The sequence below is a fragment of the Clostridioides sp. ES-S-0048-02 genome (assembly GCF_020658495.1).
Classification (GTDB): domain Bacteria; phylum Bacillota; class Clostridia; order Peptostreptococcales; family Peptostreptococcaceae; genus Clostridioides.
Genome location: NZ_JACVWH010000007.1, coordinates 99,239 through 112,542, shown reverse-complemented (window position 1 = coordinate 112,542; position 13,304 = coordinate 99,239). Strand labels below are relative to the sequence as shown.

At 29.1% G+C, this 13,304-nt stretch carries 10 protein-coding genes and 1 riboswitch; of the genes, 9 read left to right on the top strand and 1 reads right to left on the bottom strand.

Annotation, left to right across the window (positions count from 1 at the left end):
• The first annotated feature begins 21 nt into the window (after positions 1-21).
• Positions 22-1,179 (top strand): toxic anion resistance protein, encoded by a 1,158-nt coding sequence (locus IC173_RS11290; protein ID WP_227432698.1) that lies wholly within the window; start codon positions 22-24, stop codon positions 1,177-1,179.
• A 74-nt stretch (positions 1,180-1,253) separates the two neighbouring features.
• On the opposite strand, the gene IC173_RS11285 is transcribed toward IC173_RS11290, so the two are convergent.
• Entirely contained in the window at positions 1,254-2,753 is a 1,500-nt protein-coding gene (locus IC173_RS11285) for an IMP dehydrogenase (protein ID WP_227432699.1), read from the bottom strand.
• Positions 2,754-3,292: 539 nt separating this feature from the next.
• Between IC173_RS11285 and IC173_RS11280 the strand changes: the two genes are divergently transcribed.
• From IC173_RS11280 to IC173_RS11245, 8 genes are all read left to right on the top strand, one after another.
• Positions 3,293-4,714, top strand: a complete 1,422-nt coding sequence (locus tag IC173_RS11280) for a PTS mannitol transporter subunit IICB (RefSeq protein ID WP_227432700.1) — start codon at positions 3,293-3,295, stop codon at positions 4,712-4,714.
• A 35-nt stretch (positions 4,715-4,749) separates the two neighbouring features.
• On the top strand, positions 4,750-6,237 hold the full coding sequence (locus IC173_RS11275) for a BglG family transcription antiterminator (protein ID WP_227855561.1): 1,488 nt from the start codon (positions 4,750-4,752) through the stop codon (positions 6,235-6,237).
• An 18-nt stretch (positions 6,238-6,255) separates the two neighbouring features.
• Entirely contained in the window at positions 6,256-6,879 is a 624-nt protein-coding gene (locus IC173_RS11270; RefSeq protein WP_227855560.1) for a PTS sugar transporter subunit IIA, read from the top strand.
• A gap of 31 nt (positions 6,880-6,910) precedes the next feature.
• Positions 6,911-7,333 (top strand): PTS sugar transporter subunit IIA, encoded by a 423-nt coding sequence (locus IC173_RS11265; protein WP_227432702.1) that lies wholly within the window; start codon positions 6,911-6,913, stop codon positions 7,331-7,333.
• Between the two features lie 18 nt (positions 7,334-7,351).
• On the top strand, positions 7,352-8,503 hold the full coding sequence (locus IC173_RS11260) for a mannitol-1-phosphate 5-dehydrogenase (RefSeq protein WP_227830712.1): 1,152 nt from the start codon (positions 7,352-7,354) through the stop codon (positions 8,501-8,503).
• A gap of 106 nt (positions 8,504-8,609) precedes the next feature.
• Positions 8,610-8,711: riboswitch (purine riboswitch) on the top strand.
• A 187-nt stretch (positions 8,712-8,898) separates the two neighbouring features.
• Complete coding sequence (locus IC173_RS11255; protein WP_227855559.1) at positions 8,899-9,471, top strand: xanthine phosphoribosyltransferase; 573 nt, start codon at positions 8,899-8,901, stop codon at positions 9,469-9,471.
• 57 nt (positions 9,472-9,528) lie between these two features.
• A complete protein-coding gene (gene fsa, locus IC173_RS11250) occupies positions 9,529-10,179 on the top strand; it encodes a fructose-6-phosphate aldolase (RefSeq protein WP_227432705.1) in 651 nt (216 codons plus the stop codon).
• A gap of 136 nt (positions 10,180-10,315) precedes the next feature.
• The gene (locus IC173_RS11245) at positions 10,316-13,240 is read left to right on the top strand and encodes a sigma 54-interacting transcriptional regulator (RefSeq protein ID WP_227855558.1); all 2,925 of its coding nucleotides are present in this window, start codon (positions 10,316-10,318) and stop codon (positions 13,238-13,240) included.
• Positions 13,241-13,304: the final 64 nt, after the last annotated feature.

Sequence of the window (13,304 nt, the reverse complement as noted above, 5' to 3'; positions counted from 1 at the left end):
GGAAGAGGAGAGAACTATAGAATGAATAATTTAGATGATATACCAGTTATGCCAACACTAACACTTGACCCATTTGGTGAAGAAACAAAAACAAATGATATAAATAATTCTGACCTATTAATGAAAAAGAATGAAAAAGACCCAGAAGAAGAAAAACTATCAGAAGCTGAGCGTAAAATGGTAAAAGAGTTTGCAGAAAAAATAGATATTACAAATACAAATATGATTTTGCAATATGGAGCTGGGGCTCAAAAAAAGGTAGCGGGATTTTCGGAAACCGCTTTAAAGAGTGTTAAAACTAGAGATTTAGGCGAAGTTGGTGATATGCTTACAAATCTAGTTACTGATTTAAAATCATTCTCAGCTGACGAAAAAGAACAAGGTGGTTTTTTAGGAATTTTTAAAAAGGCAAATAATAAAATTTCAAATTTAAAAACTAAGTATGATAGCGCAGAAGTAAATGTAGACAAAGTAAGTAAAGAACTTCAAAAGCATCAAGTTAAAATATTGAAAGATATAGCAATGCTTGATAAAATGTATGAATTAAACTTAGCTTATTCAAAAGAGCTTACAATGTATATTATAGCAGGGAAACAAAAGCTAAAAGATATGAAAGAAATTGAGATGCCAAAATTAAGAGAAAGAGCAAGTCTGTCTGGTTCAACAGAAGATGCTCAATCTGTAAACGATATGGTTTCACTTTGTGACAGATTTGAAAAGAAGATTCATGACTTAGAATTAACTAGAATGGTATCACTTCAAATGGCTCCACAGATAAGATTGGTTCAAAATAGCAATAATCTAATGGCAGAAAAAATTCAATCTACTATAGTAAATACTATTCCATTGTGGAAAAATCAAATAGTACTTGCTCTTGGAATATCTCATTTGAATCAAGCTATGAAAGCACAGCGTGAAGTTAGTAATATGACAAATGAACTTCTACTAAAGAATGCAGAGACATTGAAAATGGGAACAATAGAAACAGCCAAAGAATCAGAAAGAGGAATTGTAGATATAGATACAATTAAGAAAACTAATCAATCTTTAATATCAACTATTGATGAAGTAGTTAAGATACAAAATGATGGTAGAATAAAGAGACAGGAAGCAGAAGTTGAATTATCAAAAATAGAAAATGAACTTAAAAGTAAGCTTCTTGAATTTACAGTTAAATAATAACTCATAAATAATAGCTTATATTAAAATAAAAAGTGTAGTTGATTTTACAATTAACTACACTTTTGTTTATATTATAAGTTTCTGTTATCTTTTAGCATAACATCATGAGCTCCACCTTCAACGATACTAGTAGAAGATACAAGTGTTAGCTTAGCATTTTTTTGAAGTTCAGGGATACTAAGAGCACCACAGTTGCACATAGTAGAACGAACCTTACTTAGAGAAAGTGTCACATTGTCTTTTAAAGAACCAGCATAAGGAACATAAGAGTCAACACCTTCTTCAAAAGAAAGTTTCTTATCTCCACCAAGGTCATATCTTTGCCAGTTTCTAGCACGTGCAGAACCTTCTCCCCAATACTCTTTCATGTAACTACCATTTATATTAACCTTATTAGTTGGACTCTCATCAAAACGAGAGAAATATCTACCAAGCATTATAAAATCAGCACCCATAGCTAAGGCTAAAGTTATATGATGGTCATAAACAATACCACCATCAGAACAAATTGGAATGTAAATACCTGTTTTTTCAAAGTATTCATCTCTAGCTTGAGCAACTTCAATTATAGAAGTAGCTTGTCCACGTCCTATACCTTTTTGTTCACGAGTGATACATATAGAACCACCACCAATACCAACTTTAACGAAGTCAGCACCAGCTTCAGCAAGGTAAAGGAATCCTTCACGGTCAACTACATTCCCAGCTCCAACCTTAACTGTATCACCGTATTTTTCACGAATAAAATCAAGAGTTATTTTTTGCCACTCAGAAAAACCTTCTGAAGAGTCTATACATAAAACATCAGCACCAGCTTCAACTAAAGCAGGAACACGCTCAGCAAAGTCTCTAGTATTGATACCAGCTCCAACTACATATCTTTTAGAAGAATCTAAAAGTTCAAGTGGATTTTCTTTATGAGAAGAGTAATCTTTACGGAATACCATATATACAAGATTACCATTGTCATCAAGTACAGGAAGAGAATTAAGCTTATGGTCCCATATAATATTGTTTGCTTCTTTTAAAGTAACATCTTTGTTAGCATAAACTATGGACGACATAGGAGTCATAAACTCACTAACTTTAGTGTCTAAGTCCATACGACTTATACGATAATCACGACTTGCAACAATACCTAATAATTTACCAGTTGAAGTACCATCTTCAGTAACTGCAACCGTAGAATGACCAGTTCTCTCTTTTAGTTCAAGTATGTCTTTTAATGTATTGTCAGGTTTAATATTTGAATCACTCACAACAAATCCAGCTTTATGAGATTTAACACGTGCTACCATAGCAGCTTCACTTTCAATAGATTGAGAACCATATATAAATGAGATGCCACCTTCTTTAGCAAGTGCAATAGCCATCTTGTCATCAGAAACAGATTGCATAATAGCAGAAGTTAAAGGTATATTCATATGAATATCTGCTTCCTCGCCCTTTTTAAATTTAGTAACAGGTGTTTTTAAACTTACATTAGCAGGTATACAGTCAGTAGAAGAGAAACCTGGTACAAGTAGGTATTCACTGAAAGTATGTGATGGTGTATCAAAATAAAACGCCATTTTTTAATCACTCCTTATATTTTTATACTTTATTATAATTGATAGTATTAATTATAACTTATTCTTTAATTTTATTAAAGTATTTTGTCAGATATTGAGATTTTTGAAAAATTTAAACTATTTTAACTGAATCTGTTTAATATATGTTGCTTTATACAATCAAACTGTATATTAAATAATGTTTTATTTAAGGTGGTAGCTAATTTGAAGTTAATTCTTATTATATAATATCTTACATTATGTCTATATACTCCTGTTGTTAATATTAAGTATATAGTATTTTTTATTGAAAGTATAAGTCAATTAAATCTATATTAGTATGTCCAAAAGTGTCCCTAAAAAATTTATTTCATTAAATTCTTAATTTAAAATACTACATAAATAAAATTAAACAAAAACTAAAGTGACAAATGTCATTATCTTAAGTGACATAGAAACGATTTCTTAAAGTTGTTACTATAAAATATAAACTCTATAATAAAAGTATAACAAAAGGGAATCATATCGATATAGAATATAATTCAAATGGAGGTAAAATTATGAGCAGTTCTAATCAATCGACAATAAAGACATCTATACAGCGAGTAGGAAAGTTTTTAAGTGGGATGGTAATGCCAAATATAGGAGCTTTTATAGCATGGGGTCTTATAACAGCATTATTTATACCAACAGGGTGGATGCCAAATGAAAAATTAAGTACTATAGGCGATCCGATGATAAAATATCTTTTACCACTATTGATAGCATATACTGGTGGTAAAGCTATAGCAGGGCAAAGAGGCGGAGTAATAGGTGCAGCAGCAGCGATGGGAGTAATCGTTGGAGCTGATATACCAATGTTTATTGGAGCAATGATAATGGGACCATTTGCAGGATGGGTAATCAAGAAGTTTGATAAACTTGTAGATGGTAAAATACCAACAGGATTTGAGATGTTAGTAAATAACTTTTCAATAGGTATAATAGGTATGCTTCTTGCAATATTAGGTTTTTATGCAATTGGACCAGCTATAGTAGCAGGTACAGCTCTTATAGAATCAGGAGTGCAATTTATAGTTAGCAAAAGTTTATTACCTTTAGTTTCGGTATTTATAGAGCCTGGAAAGGTACTGTTCTTAAACAATGCAATAAATCATGGTATATTAGGTCCTATAGGTATAGCTGAAGCAAAAGAAGCAGGTAAATCTATAATGTTCTTATTAGAAAGTAACCCTGGACCAGGTTTAGGTGTTCTATTAGCATATTGGATGTTTAGTAGAGGAAGTGTAAAACAATCAGCACCAGGAGCAGTAATAATACATTTCCTTGGTGGTATCCATGAAATTTACTTCCCATATATATTAATGAATCCAGTTTTAATATTAGCTACAATGGCAGGTGGAGCAGCAGGAATATTAACTTTTTCAATATTAGGAGCTGGACTTGTAGCAGCACCATCACCAGGAAGTATATTTGCACTTATGGCACTAGCACCAAAAGGAGGATTACTTCCAGTATTAGCAGGGGTTGCAGTTGCGACAGTTGTATCATTCTTAGTGGCAGCACCATTTGTTAAGAGAGCTTCAGCAAACCAAAGTGAAGAAGATGGTACTTTAGAAGAAGCTAAAGCAAAGATGAGTGATATGAAATCTGCAAGCAAAAGTTCAGAACAAAAAGTTAAAGAAAAGCAACTTGAATTAAATGAAATTAAGAAGATTGTATTTGCATGTGATGCAGGAATGGGTTCTAGTGCAATGGGAGCTTCTAGATTTAAAAATAGAATAAAAAACTTGAATTTAGATATAGAAATTACAAATTCATCTGTTGATAATCTTCCAGATGATACACAAATAGTAGTAACTCACAACACATTAGTTGAAAGAGTTGCCAAAAACAATTCAAATGTTGAGATAGTATCAATAAATAACTTTTTAAATGACCCCAATTTAGATATACTGTTTAAAAGATTAGAATCTAAATAAAAAATAAAAAGTACCACTGATTAGGAGTGGATGATTTGAAAAAAAAGAAGATTACATCTAGACAAAAAAAGATAATACTCATGATAGTAGAAAATTCTAAAAAAAATATTCCAATAACTGTTTCTGAAATTGCAGGAGAGTTAGAGTTAAGCTCAAGAACTGTACTTAGAGATATGTCAGGAATTGAAAAATGGTTTGATGAAAATGATTTTAATTTTGTAAAAAAACCAGGTGTAGGTTTGATTTTAGAAGAGAATACAGAAAATCAAAATTTTATAATTGAGTTGTTAGAAGAGGAAAAAATAGAAAAAGAATATAACAAAGAAGAAAGAAACTTAATTATATTATCAAAGCTACTAGTTTCTAATGAGCCAGTAAAATCTTACTACTTTGCAAAAATATTAAAGGTATCTGAAGGAGTACTAAATAATGATTTTGCACTAGCAAGTGAATGGTTAGAAAGATTTGATATTGAGCTTATTAGAAAACCAGGGCTTGGTGTGTATCTCAAAGGTCAGGAAAAAAACTTTAGAGAAGCATATGTAAACCTTATATATGACTCATTTAATGAAAAAGAAATATTGGATATGGTCAGAAATATAAGTGAGAATATACAAACTGATAAAGCAATAGAGATTTTAAGTGAAAATAGACTTTTAAATTTAATGGACAAGTGCATAATAAGAAAAGTTGAAAGTACATTAACAAAGAAGCTTTCAGAGTTAGATGTAAATTTAGCTGATAGTGCATATATAGGGATTGTAGTTCATATTTCATTAGCTTTACAGAGGATAAAAAATGGTGAAAATATAACTATGGAGAAAGATTTTCTAAAGGAATTATCTTTAACCGAAGAGTTTAAATTAGCTCAGGAAATCGTAAAAGGTATGGCAGTTGATTTTAGTATGGATATACCATTAGATGAAGTTGGATATATAACTATGCACATTAGAGGTGCAAAGCAAAGGTCATCTTCAAGTCATAAAGAGTTAAACTTAGATGACATAGAAGTAATGGACATTACAAATAAAATGATAGATTTGGCAGAAGATGAATTTAAGATAAGTCTTAAAAATGATGAAAGATTATTTAAAGACCTAGCAAACCATCTGGGACCTTCCATAAACAGATTGAATATGGGACTAGAAATAAGAAATCCCCTTTTAGAAGAAATAAAAACTAAGTATTCATATGCTTATAATGGAGTCGAAAAGGTTTCTAAAGTCATAAAAGATAAGCTAAATATAAATTCAATACCTGAATCTGAAATAGGATATATTGCAATGCATTTTGCATCAGCCATAGAAAAAAATCTAATGATGCATGCTAATATAAATATTGTTGTAGCATGTCCTACTGGAATAGGAACTTCAAGGTTTTTATCGACTAAAATTGAAAATAAATTTCCAAATCTAAATATACTTGAAACTATTTCAGCTATAAACATAGATGAGGAATATTTAAAAGAAAAAGAAGTCGATTTAATTGTATCTACAGTAGAATTAAATACAAACTTAGATTAAATATGTGTAGGTCCATTTATGAGTTCAGATGATGAGCTGATAATCAAAGAAAAAATAAAGTCTATAGCTCAAAACAAATTAATGGATTTAAAAGTAAAAGATGATACTAAAAATAAAAATAAAGTATATGAACAGATAACAGAAAGTATGAACATAGGAAGAGATATTCTTCAGTTTTTAGATGAAATTCAATTTAAAAAATTTAAAAGTAAAAACTTAGATGAACTTATTATGGATTCATCAAAAATATTTGTAAAATCTAGTGAAGATGTAATATCTATAAAAGAATCATTAGAAGAAAGATTAAAAATATCAATTCCATATATAGAAGAATCAAGGATTTTATTATTACACTGTATGAGTGAAAGAATAGATATTATGAAGTTAGCAATAATAAGATTAGAAAATAACATAAAGCTAAATTCTAAGGAAGAAATTGAGAATGTGGTTTTTATGTTACTTCCTAAAGATTCACCAAATTATCAAAGACAAATAATGAGTGAAGTAAGTGGCTCATTAATAGATAATTTTGTTTTTACTAATAAAATAAACAAATTTTCTATACAAGAGATGACATTAGAAATAAAAGATATAGTTTTTAATTTTTATACAAATAAATTAAAAACATTAATAGATAAATAAAATTTACATTAAAAAAAGGAAGGTTGATATTATGAGTAAAGTATTAAATGAGAATAATATATTTTTAGGATTAGATAGTGTTTCAAAGGAAGAAGCTATAACTTTAGCAGGAAGAAAACTATTTGAAAATGGATATGTAAAAGAAGAATATATACCAGCAATGTTGGAAAGAGAAAAGGTAATGACTACATACATGGGCATGGGTGTTGCTATTCCACATGGTGTAAATGAAGCGAAAAAAGAAATATTATCTTCTGGAATAGTTATACTACAATTCCCTAATGGTATAGATTTTGATGGAGAAAAGGCATATTTATTAATAGGAATAGCTGGTGTTGGAGATGAGCATTTAGAGATACTATCTAATATAGCAATAGTTTTAGATGATGATTTAACAGAGAGACTAAAAAATTCAAATGACAAACAAGCTTTTATGGAAGCTTTTGCCAACTAATCTTAGGAGGAACTTAAAATGAAAAAGGCAATCCAATTTGGAGCAGGAAATATTGGAAGAGGATTTATTGGAGGTTTGTTAGTTAAGTCAGGTTATCATGTTGTATTTGCTGATGTTAATGAAGAAATATTAAATTCAATAAATAAAGATAAAAAATATACTATACACATAAGAGATGTAGAATGTGTAGATGAGATAATTGACAATATAAGTGCAGTTTCATCTATAAAAGAAGAAATAATAGATGAGATTGTAGAAGCTGAAATAATAACTACAGCAGTTGGCCCTTTGGTTTTAACTAAAATAGCCCCTACAATTGCTAGAGGTATAAAAACTAGAAAAGAAAAAGGATTAACAAATAATTTAAATATAATAGCTTGTGAAAATGCAATATATGCAAGTTCTTCTTTAAAAGAGGAAATACTTAAGTGTCTAAATAAAGAAGAAGAAGACTATTTAGAGAGCTATATTGGTTTCCCTAACTGTTCAGTTGACAGAATAGTTCCTCCTGGTAAAAATGAGAATCCTCTTGATGTAACTGTTGAAAATTTTTATGAGTGGAATGTTGAAAAGCAAGGATTTAAAGGAGAAATACCTAATATAGTTGGAATGAATTTAGCTGATAACCTTATGGCTTATATAGAACGTAAGTTATTTACACTAAATACAGGCCATGCTATAACTGCTTATATAGGGTACTTAAAGGGATACAAAACAATAGAAGAAAGTATAAATGATGAATATATTTGCAATATAGTGAAAAATGCAATGACAGAAAGTGGAGAAGGATTAATTAAAAAATATAATTTTGATTCAGAAGCACATTATAAATATATTGATAAGATTTTAAATAGATTTAAAAATCCATATCTTAATGATGATGTAGTCAGAGTTGGAAGAGAGCCACTTAGAAAATTAAGTGATAAAGATAGATTGATTAAACCTCTAATGACTGCAAAATCATATGGCTTAACAGTTGATAACTTAATTCTTGGAATAGGTGCAGCACTTCATTATAACAATAGTGAAGATGCTCAAAGTGTAGAATTACAAGAACTAATAAAGTCTAATGGAGTAAAAAAAGCTATTGCTAAAATAGCTAATATAAACAAGGATGAAGTACTTCTAGATAATATAGAAAAAAGTTATATCTTTATGGAAAATCTATAAGTTTACTTAAAAAGGTTGAATTTTGTCAAGTAACTAGTGAATGTTTTATTCTACACAGTTTGAATTATTTGTTGAATAATAGAGAATTATAATATATAATTAAAAAGAATAAATTAATATGTTTACCTGTATACTTTTGATAATATGGTTCAAATGTTTCTACTAAGCTACCAATAATAGCTTAACTACAGGAGTGAAGATGATATAGTTTATACTTATTTTAAATTATATATTAAGTTGGTTACTTTGAATTTTAAGCTCCTGTCTATGATATAGACAGGAGCTTTTTTAGTATTCTAAGATAAAATACAAGCAATGCAGAGAGTAAAATTAAAGAGAATATAATTTTTTTTATTAAGATTAATATAATTTAGAAAGGTTTAGGTGGGAGTACAATGAAGGCTTTAGAGGAAAAGATATTAAGAGAAGGTAGTGTTTCAGGAAATGATATACTAAAAGTCGATAGTTTTTTAAATCATCAAATTGATGTAGCTTTTTTAAATGAAATAGGAAAAGAATTTAAAGAGAGATTTACTGGAGAAAAGGTAGATAAAATATTTACAATAGAGGCTTCAGGAATAGCTATAGCATCAATTGTTTCACAATACTTTGACAATGCACCTGTAGTTTTTGCGAAAAAATCAGAATCTAAAAACTTAGATACTGATGTGTATGAAACTAATGTATATTCATTTACTAAGGCAAAAGAATATGCAGTAAAAGTTTCTAAAAAGTATATAAACGAAGGTGAAAACATATTGGTAGTAGATGATTTTTTAGCTAATGGAAGAGCCGCTCTTGGTCTTAAAGATTTAATTGAACAAGCAAATGCAAACTTAGTTGGAGTAGGGATTGTTATTGAAAAAGGATTCCAAGCTGGAGGAGCACTTTTAAAGGCCAATGATGTAAGATTAGAATCTTTAGCAGTAGTTGAATCTATAGATAATGGAACTGTAAAATTTAGATAATTTATGATATTATATACTTGTGTTTAGCACATATTCTAATTATGGAGGATTTTTTAAATGAGATTTTTTATAGACACAGCTAATATTGAAGAAATAAAGGAAGCAAATGATTTAGGTGTAATATGTGGAGTTACTACAAATCCATCTCTAATAGCTAAAGAAGGTAGAGATTTTATAGAAGTAGTTAAGGAAATCAGTGAGATAGTAGATGGACCAATAAGTGCAGAAGTAATAAGTTTAGAGCACAAGGGTATGATAGAAGAAGCAGAAAAATTATCTAAGATACATAAAAATATAGTTATAAAAATACCTATGACAGCAGAAGGTTTAAAGGCAGTAAAAGTATTATCTAGTAAAGGTATAAAAACTAATGTTACACTTATATTCTCTGCTGGGCAAGCTCTTTTAGCTGCTAGAGCTGGAGCTACATATGTAAGTCCTTTTGTTGGAAGATTAGACGATATATCACAAAATGGTCTTGATTTAATTGAAGAAATTGTTGACATCTTCAGTGTAAATAGTATTGAGTCTCAAATAATAGTTGCTAGTGTTAGAAATCCAATACATGTTTTACAAGCTGCTAGAATGGGAGCTGATATAGCAACAGTTCCTCTTAAAGTTATAAACCAAATGATTAAGCATCCTTTGACAGACAAAGGAATAGATAGCTTTATGAAGGATTGGGAAGGTGCTTCTTTAAAATTATAATCATATAATTATGGTTATAATTTTAATAGAAGTTCTTATGGAAATTCTAAGTAATAAGGCTAGGCTATTTTGCCTAGTCTTATTTTGGTGTATAATATATTGAAATAAACTAAAATTTAAAGTAAGGAGGCGAAATATGGATAAAATATTAAGAGAGATACAAAGAGAAGACAAGAAAAATCCATACACTGACCAAGAACTTGCTGAAATATTAAATGTAGCTAGGTCTGAAGTAATAGCGGTTAGAAAAAAGAATAATATTTTAGATTCAAGAGAAAGAAGAAAACAAATATTAATAAAGGATATATCTAAGATTGTAAATGAAAATCCTCAAATGTCTGAAAGAAAAATAACTGAAATTTTAACCGAAAATGGCTATAATATATCAAGAAGTGCAGTATCAAAATTACTAAAAGAAGAAAACTTAAGTCAATCGAAAGCTGAAATAAAAGATAAAGAACTAGTATCATCTGGAAAACATGTAAAAGTTAGTAAAGCTGTAGAAGAAGATGGGTTTGAAGAATTAATAGGTATAAAAGGCAGTTTGAAAGAAAAAGTAAACCTAGCTAAATCAGCAATAATGTATCCTCCTAATGGTCTTCATACTATAATATATGGAGAAACAGGTGTAGGTAAGAGTGAGTTAGCTACATGTATGTACAAATATGCTGTGAAAAATAATATCAAAGAAGAAAATAGTCCATTCATAGTATTTAACTGTGCAGATTATGCAGAAAATCCTAATCTATTGATAGCTCAGCTATTTGGAGTAGTAAAAGGTGCATACACAGGTGCAGATGCAAATAGAGAGGGTCTTGTAGAGCAAGCCAATAATGGAATTTTGTTTTTGGATGAAATTCATAGATTACCTGCTGCTGGTCAAGAGATATTATTTTCTTTAATAGATAGAGGTGAATTTAGGAGGTTAGGAGAGAGTAGTTCTAATAGAAAGGCAAATGTTCTCATAATAAGTGCTACAACAGAAAATCCAGATTCTAATTTACTTCAAACATTTAGAAGACGTATACCAATGGTAATAAACTTACCAAATATGAGTGAAAGACCAAAATCTGAAAGATATGAAATAATAATAAAATTCTTTGAAAGAGAAGCAAAAAGAGTAAATAAAAACTTTATAATAACTAAAGAAGTGATGTGTGCACTTATGAATTATAAATGTACTGGGAATATAGGACAGTTAAAGAGTGATATACAAGTAACTTGTGCTAGAGCTTTTAGTAAGGCAATATTTTCTAGTGACAAGGTAATTATAGATTTAGATAGCTTGAGAGATTATATAAAAAGTGGATACTATGATTGTAATTGTGAAGATGAAAAGTATTCTGAGTTTTCAGTTGAAGATATATATATAGATATTAGTGAATTAGTAAGTGGGAAAAATAGAATTTTGTCTGATAATGAGATAAGTGAAATATACAATTATGCAGAAAAAGAATTAAAGGTTCTAGAAAGTAAGTGTTTTTCAGAAGAAGAGTTAAAAAATGCATTTATAGAAAAGTTAGACAATAAATTTAATGCTATTAAAAACAATAAAAACTTGTCTGATAGAAGAAGTCGAATAGACTGGGGTGGACAGTTAAAAGAATCCACACTAGAGATAATGGACAAAGTAATTGTATTTATTAAAGAGCAGTTTAAGCATGTAAATCAGGGGCTGTATTTAGCTTTAGCAATTCATATTGAGCATGCTATAGATAGAATAAGAGATGGAAAAACTATAATAAATCCAAGTTTGGATAAGATAAAAGCATCAATGCCAATGGAATATGAATTATCCAGATATGTAATGGGAATAGTGGAAGATTTAACACAAGTTACATTCCCAGAGGATGAACTTGGATATTTAGCATATTATATAAATAAATTTTGTTACAATGAAGAAAGTATAAAAGATAAAGTAAAAGTAGTTATAGTTACGCATGGTAAAGTTGGAATTGAAATGTCTAATGTTGTAAATCACATTCTTGGTATAGAATGTACACTGGGTATAGAAATAGCACTTACAGATTCACCAGCAGAAGGAATAGAACATGTATTGGATGAACTTAAAAAGATAGAAGCACAGAAAGGAATTTTGGTTCTAATTGATATGGGTTCTCTAGTAATCCTTGGTGATGAGGTTGAAAAAAGACTTGGTATTAGATGTAAGACTGTAAACAGGGTGGATACATTATTAGCAATGGAAGCAGGAAAATTGGCGACAATTGAAGGAAAAAGTTTAGATGGTATAATAGCAGATTTAAAGAAAAATAAAAATTATGCTATGGTAAATACGAATAAATTTAGTTATAGAAAAAATGAATATGGAAAGAAAAATGTAATTATTACATTATGTTTAAGTGGGGTAGGTACAGCTTTAAACTTAAAGGAACATATAGAAAAGCAAATTGAGGAATATGATGCTTCAATTGAAGTAAAGCCAATTGCTTTTTTAAATAATAATTTAGAAGATGAATTAAATGACATTGAAGCTGAATATAATATTATTGCTATTTGTGGCACAATTGATATAGATTATAAAAATGTACCTTTTATTTCTTATAATGAGGTACTTGGAAAAAATGGAATTAACAAGGTATTAGAACATTTAAATAATAAACAACCATCTTTGAGTAGCGATAATCAATTGGATAATTTAATACATGAAGATTTGATTTTATATGATTTTGAAGGAATCTCAAAGGAGTATATAATCGACACTCTTGTATCAAAGCTTGAAGACGGTGGGTATGTAGACTCAAAATATATATTAAGTGTGTATAAAAGGGAAGCTATGGGAAGTGTTGTAATGGCTTCAAAAGTTGCTGTACCACATGGGCTTCCAGAAAATGTTATAAAACCAGCAATAGCTATAGCAAGATTAAATAAGCCCATAGTGTGGGATAATAAATTTATGGTGGATTTAGTGGTTTTATTAGCACTTAAAGAGAATAATAAAAAAGAAATACGAAGCTTATTTTCAAAGATTAATGACCAGCATACTTTGGAAATTTTATTAAATACTGAAGATAAAAATGAAATAAAAAAGATATTAAGTTAATTTTAAACATGAAAAATAATATAAAAAATTAAATAGAAAAATTTATTTTAGCACAAGTTTTAAG

Excerpts from the sequence above, each read along its gene's own strand:
- IC173_RS11280 (WP_227432700.1), top strand. The coding sequence starts at position 3,293 with ATGAGCAGTTCTAATCAATCGACAATAAAGACATCTATACAGCGAGTA.
- IC173_RS11265 (WP_227432702.1), top strand. The coding sequence starts at position 6,911 with ATGAGTAAAGTATTAAATGAGAATAATATATTTTTAGGATTAGATAGT.
- fsa (WP_227432705.1), top strand. The coding sequence starts at position 9,529 with ATGAGATTTTTTATAGACACAGCTAATATTGAAGAAATAAAGGAAGCA.
- IC173_RS11260 (WP_227830712.1), top strand. The coding sequence starts at position 7,352 with ATGAAAAAGGCAATCCAATTTGGAGCAGGAAATATTGGAAGAGGATTT.
- IC173_RS11285 (WP_227432699.1), bottom strand. The coding sequence starts at position 2,753 with ATGGCGTTTTATTTTGATACACCATCACATACTTTCAGTGAATACCTA.
- IC173_RS11290 (WP_227432698.1), top strand. The coding sequence starts at position 22 with ATGAATAATTTAGATGATATACCAGTTATGCCAACACTAACACTTGAC.
- IC173_RS11255 (WP_227855559.1), top strand. The coding sequence starts at position 8,899 with ATGAAGGCTTTAGAGGAAAAGATATTAAGAGAAGGTAGTGTTTCAGGA.
- IC173_RS11245 (WP_227855558.1), top strand. The coding sequence starts at position 10,316 with ATGGATAAAATATTAAGAGAGATACAAAGAGAAGACAAGAAAAATCCA.
- IC173_RS11270 (WP_227855560.1), top strand. The coding sequence starts at position 6,256 with ATGAGTTCAGATGATGAGCTGATAATCAAAGAAAAAATAAAGTCTATA.